Source organism: Geobacter sulfurreducens PCA (assembly GCF_000007985.2).
Lineage (GTDB): Bacteria > Desulfobacterota > Desulfuromonadia > Geobacterales > Geobacteraceae > Geobacter > Geobacter sulfurreducens.
This window is the reverse complement of sequence record NC_002939.5, coordinates 1,375,813-1,393,776: the sequence shown is the minus strand read 5'-3', so window position 1 is coordinate 1,393,776 and position 17,964 is coordinate 1,375,813. Positions and strand designations below refer to the sequence as shown.

Genomic DNA, 17,964 nt, shown 5'->3' with positions numbered 1-17,964 from the left:
GTACTCCGAACTCCTCTGCGTATCAAAATGACGAGGCAGCCCTGCGGGCCGCCTCGGGATGAATGAACTATGCTACATCTGCGCGTCAGCCGAGGTACTCCTGAAGGGGTTTCACGTCAAGCTCTCCCTCCAGCATGGCGACGATTCCACCTGCGGCCGCGTTTGCCCCGGCAACGGTTGTGAAGTAGGCCACATTGTGCATAAGGGCCTCGCGCCGGATGGAGAAAGAATCGGCCACGGCCTGGGCTCCCTGGGTGGTGTTGAGCACCATGCAGATTTCGCCGTTCTTGATGGCGTCAACCACGTGAGGGCGACCTTCGAGCACTTTATTGATCACCTCCACCTCAACCCCCTTCTCCTTCAGGTAGGCTGCGGTACCGCGGGTGGCAACCAGTCTAAAACCGGCATTATAGAGTTTTTTCGCTGATTCGACAATATGTTTCTTGTCGGCATCGTGGAGGCTGATGAAAACCTTTCCGGACCGGGGAAGCCTCACGTTGGCGCCGAGCTGAGCCTTGGCAAAGGCGGTGGCGAAGTCTGGGCCGATCCCCATGACCTCGCCGGTGGACTTCATCTCCGGCCCGAGCAGGGTATCGACTCCCGGAAACTTCACGAAGGGGAAGACTGCTTCCTTCACTGACATGTGTTTCGGCACGATGTCGCCGGAAACCCCCAGATCCTTCAGGCTTCTGCCCGCCATGACCCGGGCGGCGATCTTGGCCAGGGGGCGGCCCGTGGCCTTGGATACGAAGGGGGCGGTCCGGGATGCGCGCGGGTTAACCTCCAGAATGTAGATGGTTCCGTCTTTGATGGCGTACTGGACGTTCATGAGTCCCTTGACGTTCAGCTCCAGGGCCATGACGGTGGTCTGACGCCTGATCTCCTCCACCAAGGCCTGGGAGATGGAATGGGGCGGCAGGCAGCAGGCTGAGTCCCCCGAGTGGATACCCGCCTCCTCAATGTGTTCCATGATCCCGCCGATCACCACATCGGTGCCGTCGCAGAGGGCGTCCACATCGATCTCGATGGCCTTGTCCAGGAACTTGTCGATGAGGATCGGATGCTCCGGCGATGCCTGGACCGCGGTGGTCATGTAGCGGCGCAGGTTTTCCACGTCATAGACGATTTCCATGGCCCGTCCGCCAAGGACGTAAGAGGGACGCACCACCACCGGGTAACCGATCCGGTTGGCCACCTCTTCCGCTTCCTCAAAGGAACGGGCCGTGCCGTTCTCGGGCTGGAGCAGGTTCAACTTGTGGAGCATCTCCTGGAAGCGCTCCCGGTCCTCGGCCCGGTCGATGGCATCCGGCGAGGTGCCGATGATGGGGACCCCGGCCTTCTCCAGAGCCACGGCCAGCTTGAGCGGGGTCTGGCCGCCGAACTGGACGATGACTCCCTCGGGCTTCTCCAGCTCGACGATGGAGAGAACATCCTCATAGGTGAGGGGTTCGAAGTAGAGGCGGTCGGAGGTGTCGTAGTCGGTGGAAACCGTCTCCGGGTTGCAGTTGACCATGATAGTCTCGTAGCCGTCCTCAGCCAGTGCGAAGACCCCGTGGACGCAGCAGTAGTCGAACTCGATCCCCTGGCCGATCCGGTTGGGTCCGCCGCCGAGAATCATGATCTTTTTCCGGTCGGTCACCTCCGCCTCGCACTCATCCTCATAGGTGGAGTAGAGATACGGGGTGTAGGCCACGAACTCGGCCGCACAGGTATCGACCCTTTTGAACACGGGCTTGATGCCGAGGGAAAGCCGCAACTGGCGAATCTCCTCATCGCTCTTCCCCCAGAAGCGACCGAGCATCCGGTCGGAGAAGCCATACTGCTTGGCCTCGCGCACAATGGCCCGCAGATCGTCAGGGGCTGCGGCGGTCACATCAACCTTTCTCAGCTCCTCCTCTTTCTCAATGATCTGCTTGATATTGTGGAGGAACCACGGATCAATGGCGGTGAGCTGGAAGACCTCCTCAATGCTCATGCCGCACCGGAAGGCGTCCCCCAGGTACCAGAGCCGTTCCCAGTTGGGCACCCGGAGCTTGTCCTGGAGCTGCTGCTGCTCATTGGGGGCCAGGGCCCGACGGGTATCGCCGTTGGTGAAGATGCGCGACTCAAAGCCGGCCGAGCCGATTTCCAGGGAGCGGAGCGCCTTCTGGAATGACTCCTTGAAGGTTCGACCGATGGCCATGACCTCGCCCACCGACTTCATCTGGGTGGTCAACGTCGCATCCGCTGCCGGGAACTTCTCAAAGGTAAAACGCGGAATCTTGGTCACCACGTAGTCGATGGTGGGCTCGAAGCAGGCCGGGGTCTCGCGGGTGATGTCGTTGCGGATCTCATCCAGAGTGTAACCCACAGCCAGCTTGGCCGCGATCTTGGCGATCGGGAAGCCGGTGGCCTTGGAGGCCAGGGCCGAGGAGCGGGAAACCCGCGGGTTCATCTCAATGACTACCAACCGGCCGTTGCGGGGGTTGATGCCGAACTGGATGTTGGAGCCACCGGTGTCGACGCCGATTTCCCGGATGATCTTGAGGGCCGCGTCGCGGAGGATCTGGTACTCCTTGTCAGTGAGGGTCTGGGCCGGGGCAACGGTGATGGAATCGCCCGTGTGGACCCCCATGGGATCGAAGTTCTCGATGGAGCAGATGATAACCACGTTGTCGGCCGTGTCGCGCATCACCTCAAGCTCGTACTCTTTCCAGCCGATGACCGACTCCTCCACCAGGATCTCGTCGGTGGGAGAGGCGTCGATGCCCGCCATGGCCATCTTCTCGTACTCTTCCATGTTGTAGGCGATGCCGCCGCCGGTGCCGCCCAGGGTGAAAGAGGGGCGGATGATGGCGGGGAAACCGACGGTCTTGACCACCGTCATGGCCTCGCTGTAGTTGTGGGCCAGGCCCGAGCGGGGCACCGAAAGGCCGATCTTCTCCATGGCCTCCTTGAAGAGGGTCCGGTCCTCGGCCTTTTTGATGGCCGGAAGTTTGGCGCCGATCAGTTCCACGCCGAATTTTTCCAGGGTGCCGTTCTCGGCCACGGCCACGGCGGTGTTCAGGGCCGTCTGACCGCCAAGGGTCGGTAGCACCGCATCGGGACGTTCCTTCTCGATGATCTTGGCCAGCACCTCCGGGGTCACCGGCTCCACGTAGGTCCGGTCCGCGAAATCGGGGTCGGTCATGATGGTGGCCGGGTTGCTGTTGAGCAGCACCACCTCGAATCCCTCCTCCTTCAGCGCCTTGCACGCCTGGGTGCCGGAGTAGTCGAACTCGCACGCCTGGCCGATGACGATGGGGCCGGCGCCGATGATGAGGATCTTTTTGATGTCGGTACGTTTAGGCATTGCAACTCCTTGTTGTCTGTATCGTCGTTATCGAATGGATCTAAGCGCGAAAGATGAAGAATACCGCTCCGGCCAGACAGCATCCGGCCCAGAGATAGTCCAGCTTCAGGGGCTGGCCCATGTAGTAGACTGCAAAGGGGACGAAGACCGCAAGCGTAATGACCTCCTGCATGATCTTGAGCTGTCCCAGACTGAAGGTACCGTAGCCCATCCTGTTGGCCGGCACCTGGATCAGGTACTCGAAAAAGGCGATGCCCCAGCTCACGACCACGGCGATGTACCAGGGCGCCGCTTTAAGGTTCTTCAGGTGCGCATACCAGGCAAAGGTCATGAATACGTTGGACAGCGCCAGCAAAATGATCGTTCTCATGCTAATCCTGCACCCAGCCGTTTTCCAGCCCGGCCTCTTCCAGAGCTTCCACCGCCTCGTCGTATTCCTCATCGGTGATCTTGCGGTGTATTCCCGGCATCTCCGCGGCCCGGTGGGCCGGGAAGAACTGATTCATCAGGGCGATGTGGGTCTCGGCACCCAAGTTTTCGGCAATCCAGCGGAGCGTCTCGCCACTGCCGGCTGCCCCTTCAGGTAGAACGAGGTGGCGGATGATGAGCCCCCGTATCGCAATCCCGGCGTCGTCCAGCTCCAGGTGACCCACCTGGCGAAACATCTCGGCAACCGCCAATCGATTGGCCTCCCGATAACCGGGAGCCGAAGAGAACCGGACCGCCGGTTCTTCCGCCGCATACTTCATGTCCGGCAGATAGACGTCAACGATACCGTCCAGAAGGCGAAGGGCGTCCACCTTCTCGTAGCCACTGGAATTCCAGACGATCGGAAGCCGGAATCCGCGGGGAATCGCCAGCCAGAGCGCCGCCAGGATCTGCGGCAGGAAGTGGGTCGGCGTGACGAAGTTGATGTTGTGTACCCCGCGCTTCTGCAGCCCAAGCATCCGATCAGCCAGATCCGGCGTGGTCAGGTCGGTCCCGTTACCCTGCTGGCTGATGGGAAAGTTCTGGCAGAACCGGCAGTGGAGGCTGCACCAGGAGAGGAAGATCGTCCCCGATCCTTTTGTCCCGGAGATGGGGGGCTCTTCGCCGTGGTGGACATTGGCCGACGCGATCCGGGGCCGCCACCCTGCCCGGCATGAACCGGTCTCCCCGGCCAGCCGGTTCACCCCACAGTCAAGGGGGCAGAGGTCGCAGGAGCGGAGCCGGGCATAGGCCTCCCTGACCCGCTGCAATAATTCGCCTGATTGATAAAGATCGATATACCGCATGGTTCCGTAGGGGCGATCCTTATGATCGCCCTCGCTCGTGGGCGAAACCAGCTCCACCCCTATGCCTTTTCCTTCTCCATCAACTCCACGAAGCGCCCGAACAGGTAGTGGGAATCGTGGGGGCCGGGCGATGCCTCGGGGTGGTGCTGGACCGAAAAGATCGGGAGGTCTTTGTGCTTCATCCCTTCAACGGTCTGGTCGTTCAGGTTCTCGTGGGCCAGCTCGCAGGCGTGGCCGAGCGAGACGATATCCACCGAGAAGCCGTGGTTCTGGGCAGTGATCTCCACCCTGCGGGTGTCCAGGTCCATGACCGGGAGGTTGGAGCCGTGGTTGCCGAACTTGAGCTTCATGGTCTGCCCCCCCAGGGCCAGGCCCAGGAGCTGGTGACCGAGGCAGATGCCGAAGATGGGCTTCTTGCCCACGAACTTCCTGATGTTCTCGATGACGGCGGTCATGGGCTCCGGGTCACCGGGGCCGTTGCTGAGGAAAATGCCGTCCGGGTTCATGGCCAGGGCCTCGTCGGCCGGGAAGGTTGCGGGCACCACGGTCACGTCGCAGCCGGCCGACACGAGGCAGCGGAGGATGTTGTACTTGATGCCGAAATCGTAGGCCACCACCTTGTACTTCAGCTCGTCAGGTGTTGCGGCGGTGTACCCGGCCTCCAGGTCCCAGAGCTTCTCGGTCCAGTGGTAGGGCTTGTCGCAGGAGACGCCGGTCGCCAGGTCGAGGCCGGCCATGCTCGGCACGGCACGGGCCTTTTTCACCAGGCTTTCGTGGTCCGAATCCACGGTGGAGATGACACCGTTCTGGGCTCCCTTGTCCCGCAGGTGCCGGGTAAGGGCCCGGGTATCGAGCCCCTGTATGCCGACCACGCCGTTCTCCTTGAGATAGGCGTCGAGGCTCATGGTGGCACGCCAGTTGGAGTAGCAATCGTGGTATTCCTTGACGATGAAGCCCGACAGGTAGAGCTGCTTGCTCTCGATGTCCTCCGGGTTGATGCCGGTGTTGCCGATCTGGGTATAGGTCATGGTGACCATTTGCCCACGGTAGGAAGGATCGGTCAGGACCTCCTGGTAGCCGGTCATGGCGGTGTTGAAGACCACCTCGCCGACGGCCTCGCCGGTGGCACCGAATGATTTCCCTTCAAAGACGCGCCCATCGGCGAGCGCTAGGACTGCTTTCATGAACATGCTCCTGTGTATTGTGCGTAAGGGCGCTGCTTGCCGCGCCCGGTTCCGCTCTTCAACGGGCGCGGCAAGCGGCGCGCCCGGATTTCATCCTCTGCTGTGGACCACCGTGCCGCCGACGATGGTGTATGCCGCGGCACCTTTCATCTCCCAGCCGAGGAAGGGTGAGTTCTTGGACTTGCTGGCGAGCGCACCGGCCTCCACCGTCCAGACGGCCGCCGGATCAATAACCGTGATGTCGGCAACCGCGCCTTGCCGGAGCGTGCCCCGGTCAATGCCGAGAATCGCGGCCGGGTTGCACGCCATCTTCTCAACCAGTGCCGGCAGGGTCAACACTCCCTCCTCCACCAGCTTCAGCGACAGCGGCAGGGAGGTTTCCAGGCCGATGATGCCGTTCAAAGCCACGTTGAACTCCACGTCCTTCTCATCCAGATGGTGGGGGGCGTGGTCGGTGGCGATGGCGTCGATGGTGCCGTCCTTCAGGGCCTCTTTGACCGCGGCCAGATCATCGGCCGTACGGAGCGGCGGATTCATCTTGGCATTGGTGTTGTAGCCGCGCACTGCATCGTCGGTGAGGCTGAAGTAGTGGGGCGCCGTCTCGCAGGTAACCTTCACGCCGCGGGCCTTGGCGTTACGGATGATCCGCAATGACCCCATTGTGGAGACGTGGGCGATGTGGAGCGGCGAGTTGGTGAACTCGGCCAGGTACACGTCACGGGCGGTGGCAGCGTCCTCGGCGGCCCAGGGTATTCCCTTGAGCCCCAGCTCCGTGGAGACGAAGCCCTCGTTCATGACCCCCTCGCCCACCAGGGAGAGATCCTCGGCATGGGAGATGACCATGATTCCCATTCCCTTGGCGTACTCCAGGGCCCGGCGCATGAGCTCGGAACTGGTCACGGGCCGGCCGTCGTCGGAAACCGCCACGCAGCCTGCTTCCTTCAGGTCCCCCATCTCGGCCAGGGCATCCCCCTTGCTCCCCTGAGTAATGGACCCCACGGGGAAGACGTTGACGAGCCCCTCGGCCTTGGCCTTGGCGACGATGTAGCTGGTCACGGCCTTGTTGTCGTTCACCGGCTTGGTGTTGGGCATGCAGGCCACCGACGTGAAGCCGCCGGCCGCAGCCGCCCTGGTGCCTGTTACGATATCTTCCTTGTACTCGAGCCCCGGGTCCCGCAGGTGCACATGCATATCAATGAGGCCCGGCGTGACGATCAGGCCGGCGGCGTCCACGACCCCGGCCCCGGCCGGAGCCGCGAGTCCCTTGCCGAGTTCCTTGATTGCGCCATTCTCCACGAGGATATCCAGAACTTCGTCAATTCCCTGGGACGGGTCAATCACCCTCCCACCTTTTATCAGCAGGTTCATATCATCACCCCTCACGAATCTCGGTTGGTTAAAGTATCCCGAACAGCCGGCTCACTCGGTGGCCAGCTCACCGCCGCTCACGTGGTACAACATCGCCATCCTCACGGCCACGCCGTTCTCGACCTGGGTGAGAATCGCGGACTGGTCGCTGTCCGCCACGTAGGAGGAAAGCTCCACCCCCCGGTTGATGGGGCCCGGGTGCATGACCATGGCGCCGGGCTTGGCCAACTTCAGGTTCTGGGGATTGAGGCCGTAGTAGCGGGCATACTCACGCAGGGTCGGCAACAGGGTCTTGCCCTGGCGCTCAAGCTGGATGCGGAGCATCATCACCACATCGACCCCCTCGATGGCCTCACGCATGTCGCGGCAGACGGTCACGTTGCCGAGGCGCTCGATGCCCGGGGGCATCATGGTCGGTGGGCCGGCGAGACGGACATGCGCCCCCATTTTAGTGAGGCCGAAGATGTCGGAGCGGGCCACGCGGCTGTGGGTGATGTCACCCACGATGGCCACCGTGAGCCCTTCGATCGTTCCGAACTTCTGGCGCATGGTCAGCATGTCCAGAAGCCCCTGGGAGGGGTGCTCATGGGCGCCGTCGCCGGCATTGATCACCGAGCAGGAGACCCGCTGGGCCAGATAGTGGTGAGCGCCCGAAGCGGCGTGGCGCATGACGATGATGTCGGGCTTCATGGCCAGGATGTTTCGGGCCGTATCGGAAAGGGTCTCCCCCTTGGTCACGGAACTGGTGGAGGCCGAGATGTTGATCGTATCGGCGGAAAGGCGCTTGGCCGCAATCTCGAAGGAGGTCCGGGTCCGGGTGGATGCCTCGTAGAAGACGTTCACCACGGTCTTGCCGCGCAGGGTCGGCACCTTCTTGATGTCGCGGGAGTTGATCTCCTTCATGTTGTCGGCCGTGTCGAGGAGGAGCTGAATTTCCTCCCGGGTCAGATCCTGCAACCCGATGATATCCTTATGCTTGAACCCCATCGTTCCCCCCGTTTGCCCGCGTCGCGGGCAGGTAATGGTAGTTGTTCGCTGCGTCTCGTCCCTGTTCACTTCTCCAGCACAACATCAGTGGGCCGGTTGGCTGCATCGAACAGGACCGCGATCTTCTCCTTGAGACTGGTGGGTACGTTGCGGCCCACGAAGTCGGCCCGGATCGGCAGTTCACGGTGCCCGCGGTCCACGAGGACGGCCAGTTGGATGCAGGCGGGGCGACCGTGGTCCATGATGGCGTCCATGGCGGCACGAATGGTGCGGCCGGTAAAGAGGACGTCGTCGACCAGAACCACCCTCTTGGTTTCGAGGGAGAAGGGAATGTCGGTCTTGCCAACCGGCAGATGGGGAGCATGCCCCTTGAAATCGTCACGATAGAGGGTGATATCCACCTCTCCCACCGGCACGGTAGCACCCTCGATCTCTTCGAGCCGCGCGACGATCTCCCGCGCCAGATGGACACCGCCGGTCCTGATGCCAACCAGCACCAGGCCGTCGACCCCCTTGTTACGTTCCAGGATTTCGTGGGCGATGCGGGTCAGCGCCCGTTTCACCCCAGCCGTGTCAAGAATCACCGTTCCGTCTGCCACCGTGCTCCCCCTTTCGCCGGTTCACCGGCCGCGTGCATCCCACAAAAAAAGCCCTCCCGCGGACTATAGGCGGAAAGGCTCGTGGAGTAGTGACCATAATGCGACACTATCTTCATCACCTTTGCTAACCTCACGGGGCTAAATTAAAAGGGACGAGAAAAATTTCAACGAATTTATCACTGACCCCACCGGGAGTCAAGATCGTTTTGCCTCATGAAATCAGAATTTCCCCATGCGCGCAGCGTATCTGCTCCCGCCCCGCATACTGCCCCCCGAAAGACCCTCTGCGGACAAGTCTGCTTGCTCTCCATTAGAGCTCCTTATGCCCCTTCGCAGGATGCCGACGGCATCATCCCCCTGATCTCACTGGCTAATCGGGACCATCACCACAGCATTCTCACTAAATTTAATTAAAATTTTTCATTTGATTTTTTAAATATTCAACCATTACACTGCAGGGGACACGGAAGAGTGTCAGCGACAACCATCGCGGGTTGCTCCAGAGGATAAATCGGGCCGTTATCCAAGGGAAGGGGGAAAGAAAAGGCACGGAGCAGACGGCACAACCCGCCCATGCAACAAGGAGGCACAATGAAAAATACAGATCGATCGATTATCACATTCAGCTTTATTGCCCTGCTGCTCCTGCTGGCAGCAGCCGTCTGCAACGCAGCGGACGGGACGCTTACGGGCAAGGTCGCCAACTCGGCCTCGACGGCAGCCATCGCGGGAGCCACGGTTTCGGCAACCGGGACGGTGGGCACCCGTTCGGCGGTCACCGACTCCTCGGGGGGCTATCGCCTGGCTCTGCCCGGCGGGACCTATGCCGTCACCTGTACCGCCCAAGGATTCAAGGCATTCTCCAAGACCGGCATCACCATTACGGAGGGCAGGTCGACCACCCTCAACATCGCTCTTGCCCCCCTTGCAGGAGCCGCCGTTGAAAATCTGGGGGCCATGCCCCGGAACCTGGTTGAACGGACCGCTTCGAGCATAACTCTCACGGCCTCGGTCAGTGGTACGCCGACCAGCTATTCCTGGACGCAGGTCAAGGGTCCCAGAGTCCCCCTGTCACCGGCATCGGCCCGCTCGGCAACGGCGGATGTGAGCAGTCTGAACGTGGCGGTGGACACCGAGCTCGTCTTCCGTTTGACCGTGAGCGGCGAAAACGGCGTCCCAGCCAGCCGCGACGTGTCGGCCTTCATCGAGCCGGCCGACATGGAACCGGTCCTGGGCCCCGATGTCCAAGTCGGCGGCTCCACTACCGCCGTACAGAAGTATGCGGTCAACGGGGTCGAATGGAGTCTGTTCAACATTGGCAACAAGCTCTGCGCCACCCCCATCGGCATGACCAAGGGGCCTGTTTACTCCATCCACCTGCCGGGCTTCGTCAACGATATCGACATCGTTGCCCACAACGGCCTCACCTACGCCCTCATCTCCGCCGGCAGTGAAGGAATCATAGTGGTAGACGTAACCGACCCGTCCGCCATGACCAGAACCGCCACGGCACGCATCAACTACTACCGGGGCGGCCTCAGCTTTACTGAAGGAGGGGGCTCCATCCTGACCGGCCAGGAAGTCTCGGGGGTCAAGGGGGCGGTAGCGGCGCTGGTCACCGACGGCGTCACCCTCTACATCGCCGACAACGATTTCGGCATCCACCGCACGGCCCTGACGAACCTGCTGGCTTCCGGCGGACCGGTACTGGAGCCCGACGGGACTCTTCTCATTGATCACGAGGTCTTCACCCTCCAGTATGCGGGGGAGAACCCCTGGGGCCGCCCCGTGGACCTAAAGCTCCACGGAGGCAAACTATTCGCCCTTCTCAAGGAACTGGGGCTCGGCATCTTCGACCCGGTGACCCTCGAGCAGGTGGGCCGCTATAACCTGTACACCGATACCATGATGAAGGAAGACTGGTTCGCGGATATGGACGTACGGCAGACGGTTGCCAAAGATCCGGCCACGGGCGAGCCCTTCGTCGACTCGTTCACCGGCATGCCCGACTTCCGGCAGACCAGCTTCGAGATTCTTCAGGTCATGAAAAAAGACGTTGCCGCTTCTACCCCATGGGCCGACTTCGACCGCTACGGCAAGTTCTACTACAAGGCCCAGGGCGTCGATTTCGCAACATTCAACGGCCGGACCATCGCCTACATCGCTTACTCCCTTGGTGGACTCGTCGCCGTTGACATCACCGGCTTCGAAACCGCGACCCCAGCCACATTCCTGAACGGCCGCTACCTGGGCTACATCCCGGCAGTGCCGGCCAACGGCCCCAAAGAGCCCACAGGCACCAGATCCCGGAGCATTCTCCCTTACTACGGGGCCGGTATGCTGAAGGAGTCGGGGATTGTGGACGTGAAGATCCGCGGCACCCGTGCCTACCTGACGGACCACTTCGCGGGGCTCATGATCATCGACGGCGCCGACATTCCCGATCAGCACTGGAAGCAGGCAGGCGGTCCGTTCAACAACGACACCAACGGCATCCCCGGCGATCACTGGCCCGACACGGAGTTTGTCACCTCCTTCGACATGTCCCCCTATGACCCGCTGGACAACGAGTCGATGCCCAAGTGGATGTACCAGGCCCCCTGCCTGCTGGTAACCGCCGAGATCAACGGCCACGGCAACCGGCTTCTGCTCATGGACACCATGGCCACTGATGCGGCGGGGAACATCGACCTGCTGGAGTGCGCCGGTGCCGGTGGTTTCAACTTCATCGACCTGATCAACCTCCGGGCTCCCGCCATGTCAGACCGATATGCCATTCCGGTTTATATCCCAACCACCGACGAAATCGGAGCCAAAGCCGACAGCACGGCGGGGCAGACCATCTCCATCGGCCACTCGGCCGGCATCAGCGCATCTGACCGCTACGTCTACGTGGCCGACGGCCCCCACGGAGTCTCCGCCTGGCGGATCACCGACGATGCGGGCTACCCCACCGACGACATCCACCTGGTGGCCAACACCCTGGCTGACGAGTATCCCGAGGTCGTTAACGGTGTGAAGATCTACCCGGCCTCCCACGCCTCCAACGTGGTCTTTGATCCGGTCAACCACGTTGCCTGGTCCGGCAGCTCCAGCCTCGGGCTCCGCCGGGTGAAAGTAGCCGGCGTGGAGGCTGATCTCGGACGGGTGGGTGCACCGCTCCTGTTGCCGCTCTCCCTCTCCGACTGCTTCGAGCACAATGCCGAGTGGGGAACGGTCAAACCGGTTCAGTACCAGGATCACGCCTACGATGTGGAACTGCGCGGCAACTATGCCTTCACGGCCGACGGTTCCAACGGTATCACTGTGTATGACGTCACCAAGGACCCTTCCACTGCCGCCAGCGGCTTCCTGGTGGCCAACATCGGCGCCGGCAAGGAGCGTCCGCCTCTGGGCACTGCCTCGGGCATCGCCCTCTGGACCGACTCAGCAACGGGGAAATCTTACGCCTTCGTGGCCGCTGGGCCGAGGGGCGTAGGTGTCGTGGACATAACTGACGTGAAGAACATGAGCCTTGTTAAAGTCTTCGAGCCCATCAAGCTGGAGGACGGAAAAGTCGGTGCCGCCGATGGCCAGGCGGTGGACGTAAAGGTGGCGGGAAGCCACGCCTTCTTCTCCTACGACAGCTTCGGCGTGGTCTGTTACCGGATCGCCGACCTGATTGCGCCGTTGCCGTCGGGCATATCACCCACGGATGTCTGGAAAAAGAGCCAGACCGGCAGGCTTGTCTATGATTATCGTCCCGTAGCCGCGAGCCGCTTCAAGCTCCAGCTCGTACCTGGCTATGAGGACTGGGCCGGCGGCGCCGTTAAGATGACCTTTACCCAGGTAAGCGGAAAGCTGATATTCTACGTGGCATTCGCCGAGGCCGGACTTCTCAAGATCGATTGGACCGACCCGACAGCGCCGGTGCTCAAGGACGTAGCACCCACGGTGAACGAGTGTACCGACGTGACCATCGCTAACGGCCGGCTTTTCGCGGCCGACGGTTCAGGCGGCCTGGTGTTCTTCAAGTAAGTTGCCTCACCTGCCAGGGATGGGACTTTCCGGTCCCATCCCTTTTTCATCACTCTTCCCCTCCCACCCCTCACCTGAGATCATTCAGCGTCAACAACCACTTTCGGCACGCATTTTGTAAAAAAATTTAATAAATTTATTTCAAGGTTAATACCTATGGAAACTGTCTACTTCAAGACCCTGCTTGCGGTAGTGGAGACGGGGAGTTTTTCGCGGGCGGCCGAACGGTTATGCATTACCCAGTCGGCGGTATCCCAGCGAATCAAGCTTCTGGAAGGAAGGTATGGCTACACGCTGATTGACCGGGCGGGGAACTTTCTGGTGCCGACCGCTGCAGGAGAACTGGTCATCCAGAAGGCCCGGGTAATCATCGAGCATGAGCTGGCACTCCTGGGAGCTCTCAAACTGTTGCCCGCCAAAACGGTCATTTCCTTCTGCTGCTCTCCCTGCTTCGGCACCGTCTTCCTCCCTGCGCTCGTGCGTGATTTTGTTCTCAGAAATTCAGAACAGATCGATTTTAGGTGTGTTCTCGGCTCCAGCCAGGGAGCGGTCAGGGGATTGCGCGACACGGATTTCAATATCATCGTGATCGAGCACTGCACCCCGCTGGATCTTTCGCCATACGACGTAATTTCCCTGCCAAATGACGAGATCATTTTTGTCAGCAACCCGGCAACAGGACTCGACGTGCCGGAGCCTGACCTGTCACAGTTGCTTAACCTGCCAGTAATCATGAGAAAGGAGGGATGCAGCGGCACCGAACAGCTAGCCGCCAACCTGGCCCGGTTCGGCAAGGTGCTTGAGGATTTCAGGTCGGTCACCGGTCTCGACGACCCACGTCTCATCGTGCAGACGGTCAAGACTGAGCCGTATCTGGCATTCGTACCCAAGAGTCTTGTTCTCAAGGAACTGGCAGAGGGAAGCCTGCGGGCGCACACGGTCAAGGGATTCAGCCATGCCCGCTTCCGCTCGCTCGTCACTGCCCCTAAGCGCTACAGCGACCCCTGCCGGAGCAACTTCATCAAGGCTGTCATGGAGACAGTCTGCCATATCTCCGCGGTGTCCATGCCCGGTGACGGCCCCGGCAGCCGATGGCATAAAAAAAGGCCCTCCGGCAGGAGGGCCCCTCTGAACAGTGCCGTCACGAACAACGCGGCTATTTGATGATGTCGCCGATGCTTCCCCAGCGTACGCGGAACTTTTCCCGGTCCCAGGACCAGTACTTGATGAAGGCAAGTCCCTTGATCTGGCTGTTCTTGACGAAGCCCCAGAACCGGCTATCGTAGGAACGGTCCCGGTTGTCGCCCATTACGAAATAGCTGTTCTCCGGCACCGTGACTGGTCCGAAATTGTCGCGGGGATTCTGGGCCGCGGGGATTACGTCCTTTTCCTTGTGGACCTCCTGGGGAACCGAGAACGGCTTGCCGTTGATGAAGACTTGCTTCTGCACCACTTGAATCGTATCGCCCGGCAGACCGATTACCCGCTTGATGAAATCCTTGCTGGGGTCTTCGGGGTATTCGAAGACGATCACGTCACCCCGCTTCGGGTCGCGGATCTTCAGGTAGCGGCCGTCCACAAAGGGGATCTTGGTGCCGTAGATGAATTTGCTGACGAGGATATGATCGCCGATGGCAAGCGTGTCCTCCATGGAGCCGGAGGGAATCTTGAATGCCTGTACCACGAAAGTCCGGATAATGAGGGCCAAAATGACGGCGATAATGATCGACTCGGCGTATTCCCGGACAATGTGCTTTTTCTTGACCGGCTCGGCAGCCTGCTCCGACGGGGTTGACTGGCCGTACTGGGTTTCCTTGTAGTCCATTGATGTTCCTTTCGGAAAGGGTAACTACTTCTCTTCCACCTTGAGGATGGCGAGAAATGCTTCCTGGGGGAGTTCGACGTTCCCCACGTTTTTCATCCGCTTCTTTCCTTCCTTCTGCTTTTCCAAAAGCTTGCGCTTGCGGGTGATGTCGCCGCCGTAGCACTTGGCGAGTACATCCTTGCGCAGGGCCTTCACCGTCTCGCGGGCGATGACCTTGGCGCCGATGGCCGCCTGAATGACCACCTCGAACATCTGACGCGGGATCAGCTCCTTCATCTTGGAGACCAGGTCACGGCCCCGGTAGTAGGCCTTGTCCCGGTGGATGATGAGGGAGAGCGCGTCAACGGCCTCGCCGTTGATGAGGATGTTCATCCGCACCAGGTCGCTGCGGCGGTAGTTCAGATGCTCGTAATCCAGGGAGGCGTACCCCTTGGTGATTGATTTCAACCGGTCGTAAAAGTCGAGGACCACCTCGTTGAGGGGGAGTTCATAGATGATCATCACCCGCGTGGGGGTGAGGTACTTGATCTCGCGCTGGACGCCGCGCTTCTCCTCGCACAGGGAGAGGATGCCCCCCACGAACTCGTTGGGCGTGTGGATGGAGGCGAGGATGAAGGGCTCCTCGATGTAGTCGATTTCCTGGAGCGGCGGCAACTGGTTGGCGCTCTCGATGGTGATCACGTCCCCTTTGATCCGGTGGACCTTGTACACAACCGTGGGGGCGGTGGTGATCAGGTCGAGATTGAACTCCCGCTCCAGGCGCTCCTGGATGATCTCCATGTGGAGCAGACCCAGGAAGCCGCAGCGGAAACCGAAACCGAGGGCCAGCGATGTCTCCGGCTCGAACGAGAAGGAGGAGTCGTTCAGCTTGAGCTTGGCCAGGGCATCGCGCAGTTGCTCGTACTGGGCGGTGTCGATGGGATAGAGCCCCGAGAAGACCATGGGCTTCACTTCCTTGAAACCGCCGAGAGGCGTTACACAGGGCTTGAGGGCGTGGGTGACGGTATCGCCGATCTTGGCGTCAGCCACATCCTTGATGCCGGCAATGAGGAAACCGACCTCCCCCGCCGCCAGCTGGGGCACTTCGCGCATCACCGGGGCGAAGACACCGACCTTCAGGGCTTCGTAACTACGGCCGGTGGAGACCAGCTGGATCTTGTCCCCCTTCTTCACGGTGCCGTCGATGACCCGGACGAGGATGATCACGCCTTGGTACTGGTCGTACCACGAATCGAAAAGCAGGGCCTTGAGCGGAGCGGCCGGATCTCCTTCCGGAGGAGGAATCTTCTTGACGATCTCCTCCAGGATCTCCCGAGTGCCGATCCCCTCCTTGGCACTGGCCATAACCGCGTCGTGGGCATCGAGACCGATGATTTCCTCGATCTCGTGCTTCACCCGCTCCGGCTCGGCCGCGGGCAGGTCGATCTTGTTGAGGACCGGAAAGACTTCCAGATTGTTGTCGATGGCGAGATAGACGTTGGCAAGGGTCTGGGCTTCAACCCCCTGGGAGGCGTCCACCACCAGCAGGGCACCTTCGCAGGCGGCCAGGGACCGGGAAACCTCGTAGGTGAAGTCCACGTGGCCCGGCGTGTCGATGAGGTTCAGGATGTAGTCGTTACCGTCGTCAGCCCGGTAGGTAAGCCGTACCGTCTGGGCCTTGATGGTGATACCCCTCTCCCGTTCCAGGTCCATCTTGTCCAGGAACTGGTCCTGCATCTCCCGTTCCGTGAGGGCGCCGGTATACTCCAGCAGCCGATCCGCAAGGGTGGATTTGCCGTGGTCAATGTGGGCGATAATCGAAAAATTCCTGATGGTATCAATCTTCATAAACACCTGTCTCTTCTGAGTGTAACCGATGAAGGATAATGGATAACCAGCTCTGTTGTAAAGGCATTTTCTCCACGGCCGGTATACGGCACATCTGCATCAGCAATATCGAACTTTTCCATTTACCGCACCCCGAAAATTTTGATATAAATTTAATGTAATTTTATCAAAGTAACGTCTGTTAACGGAACCAGATACAATCCCCATGATGCTTCAACGCTCTTCCGGCCAGCACCAGACCAACGACAACGGCTCCGACAGTCGACACGGCTTCGTATCGTCAACGGACCTGAACCGGATCAGAGATCTCGAATGCCGGCTGGCAGACCTTCTGGGCGAGAATGAACGGCTCCGGGCCGTGGAGCAGGAACTCCGTACCGCAGCAACAGCGGCTGAGGCGGCCACCACAGCGAAGAGCGAACTTCTGGCCCACGTCAGCCACGAGATCCGATCGCAGCTCCAATTGATTTCCGGAGCCGTCGATCTCTTCCGCCAGACCCGCCTCGATGAAATCCAGCGCCACTACCTGGAGGGATTCCAGCACGCCAATGAGCTCCTTCTCTGTCTCGTGAACGACATTCTGGACACGTCACGCCTGGAAGCCGGCCATTTGCGCCTGGAAAGCCTTCCCTTCGACCTGGCCGGCCTTGTTGCAGCCACGGGAACCCAGCTTCTCTGGCAGGCACAGCGCAAGGGACTGGAGCTCTCGTGGCAGGTGTCGCCGGATGTCCCATCGCGCCTTTTGGGCGATCAGGCGCGGGTCCAGCAGGTGATCGTCAATCTTGCCGGGAATGCAATAAAATTCACCCGGGAGGGGGCGGTAACGATCCGCGTCGAGAGGGTCCCCGACCCGCTGACGGCTTCATCGCTGGCAATGATACGCTTCGTCATTGAAGACACGGGTATCGGTATCCCGGTCGACAGACTGGGCGGAATATTCGAACGCTATGACCGGGGATCGCCCGAAACTTCCAAGCTCTTCGGCGGAACCGGCCTCGGGCTTGCCATCGCCAAAGGGCTTATCGAAGCCATGGACGGCGACATCACCGTGGAGAGTTACGAAGGCAGGGGAAGCCGCTTCATTGTGACGATCCCGTTCTGTCTCACCATTACCGGCGACCGGCAGGCACCCGCCGACGGCCAGGAGAAGGAATCGGAATCCGTCGCTCCGCTACGGGTGCTGGTGGCCGAGGATGCGGAGGACATCCGGCTGCTGATCGCCGCCTTCCTTCGCGGCGCATCCCACCAAGTATGCAGTGCCGGCAACGGCCAAGAGGCGCTGGACATGTTCATGGCCGAAGACTTCGACCTGGTGCTGATGGATATCCAGATGCCGGTGATGGACGGCTACACCGCTACCCGGGCTCTGCGAGAGTGGGAACGGCAACGGGGGCGCACGCCGGTGCCGGTGGTGGCACTCACCGCATGCGCTGAAAAGAGCGATTCCCTGAAAACCATTGAAGCGGGATGCACGAGCCATCTCTCGAAACCGATCAGAAAGGACACCCTGCTGCGCACGGTGGCAGAACTGGCGCGGCAGTAACAGGGAGAC

Annotated in this window: 13 protein-coding genes; 3 read left to right on the top strand and 10 right to left on the bottom strand. The window is 60.8% G+C overall.

Features of this window, described 5'->3' with window-relative positions:
• Positions 1-85: 85 nt before the first annotated feature.
• From carB to pyrR, 7 genes are all read right to left on the bottom strand, one after another.
• Positions 86-3,331 carry a carbamoyl-phosphate synthase large subunit gene (gene carB / locus GS_RS06355; RefSeq protein WP_010941931.1) on the bottom strand — a complete coding sequence of 1,082 codons (3,246 nt, stop codon included), beginning with the start codon at positions 3,329-3,331 and terminating at the stop codon, positions 86-88.
• A 40-nt stretch (positions 3,332-3,371) separates the two neighbouring features.
• On the bottom strand, positions 3,372-3,701 hold the full coding sequence (locus tag GS_RS06350; RefSeq protein WP_010941930.1) for a DMT family protein: 330 nt from the start codon (positions 3,699-3,701) through the stop codon (positions 3,372-3,374).
• Position 3,702: 1 nt separating this feature from the next.
• Positions 3,703-4,605 (bottom strand): radical SAM protein, encoded by a 903-nt coding sequence (locus GS_RS06345; RefSeq protein ID WP_193360266.1) that lies wholly within the window; start codon positions 4,603-4,605, stop codon positions 3,703-3,705.
• 59 nt (positions 4,606-4,664) lie between these two features.
• A complete protein-coding gene (gene carA, locus GS_RS06340; protein ID WP_010941928.1) occupies positions 4,665-5,789 on the bottom strand; it encodes a glutamine-hydrolyzing carbamoyl-phosphate synthase small subunit in 1,125 nt (374 codons plus the stop codon).
• 90 nt (positions 5,790-5,879) lie between these two features.
• A complete protein-coding gene (locus tag GS_RS06335) occupies positions 5,880-7,157 on the bottom strand; it encodes a dihydroorotase (RefSeq protein ID WP_010941927.1) in 1,278 nt (425 codons plus the stop codon).
• 51 nt (positions 7,158-7,208) lie between these two features.
• Positions 7,209-8,144, bottom strand: coding sequence for an aspartate carbamoyltransferase catalytic subunit (locus GS_RS06330; RefSeq protein ID WP_010941926.1), 936 nt, complete (start codon positions 8,142-8,144; stop codon positions 7,209-7,211).
• Between the two features lie 65 nt (positions 8,145-8,209).
• Positions 8,210-8,743, bottom strand: coding sequence for a bifunctional pyr operon transcriptional regulator/uracil phosphoribosyltransferase PyrR (pyrR, locus tag GS_RS06325; RefSeq protein ID WP_010941925.1), 534 nt, complete (start codon positions 8,741-8,743; stop codon positions 8,210-8,212).
• 591 nt (positions 8,744-9,334) lie between these two features.
• On the opposite strand from pyrR, the gene GS_RS06320 reads away from it, so the two are divergent.
• Together GS_RS06320 and GS_RS06315 are read left to right on the top strand one after the other, a co-directional pair.
• Positions 9,335-12,760: a carboxypeptidase regulatory-like domain-containing protein gene (locus GS_RS06320; protein ID WP_010941924.1), complete on the top strand. Its 3,426-nt coding sequence runs from the start codon at positions 9,335-9,337 to the stop codon at positions 12,758-12,760.
• A 156-nt stretch (positions 12,761-12,916) separates the two neighbouring features.
• Positions 12,917-13,924 carry a LysR family transcriptional regulator gene (locus tag GS_RS06315; protein ID WP_010941923.1) on the top strand — a complete coding sequence of 336 codons (1,008 nt, stop codon included), beginning with the start codon at positions 12,917-12,919 and terminating at the stop codon, positions 13,922-13,924.
• Here the strand turns inward: GS_RS06315 and lepB are convergent.
• From lepB to GS_RS17700, 3 genes are read right to left on the bottom strand one after another with little or no spacing between them, the layout of a single operon-like run.
• Entirely contained in the window at positions 13,917-14,585 is a 669-nt protein-coding gene (gene lepB / locus GS_RS06310; RefSeq protein WP_010941922.1) for a signal peptidase I, read from the bottom strand. The genes GS_RS06315 and lepB overlap by 8 nt on opposite strands.
• 24 nt (positions 14,586-14,609) lie before the next feature.
• Positions 14,610-16,412 carry a translation elongation factor 4 gene (gene lepA / locus GS_RS06305; RefSeq protein ID WP_010941921.1) on the bottom strand — a complete coding sequence of 601 codons (1,803 nt, stop codon included), beginning with the start codon at positions 16,410-16,412 and terminating at the stop codon, positions 14,610-14,612.
• Positions 16,409-16,534: a hypothetical protein gene (locus GS_RS17700; RefSeq protein WP_268741944.1), complete on the bottom strand. Its 126-nt coding sequence runs from the start codon at positions 16,532-16,534 to the stop codon at positions 16,409-16,411. Before GS_RS17700 ends, lepA begins: the two co-directional genes overlap by 4 nt.
• 83 nt (positions 16,535-16,617) lie before the next feature.
• Here GS_RS17700 and GS_RS06300 point away from each other — a divergent pair, with 83 nt between their 5' ends.
• Positions 16,618-17,955 carry an ATP-binding protein gene (locus tag GS_RS06300; RefSeq protein WP_010941920.1) on the top strand — a complete coding sequence of 446 codons (1,338 nt, stop codon included), beginning with the start codon at positions 16,618-16,620 and terminating at the stop codon, positions 17,953-17,955.
• Positions 17,956-17,964: the final 9 nt, after the last annotated feature.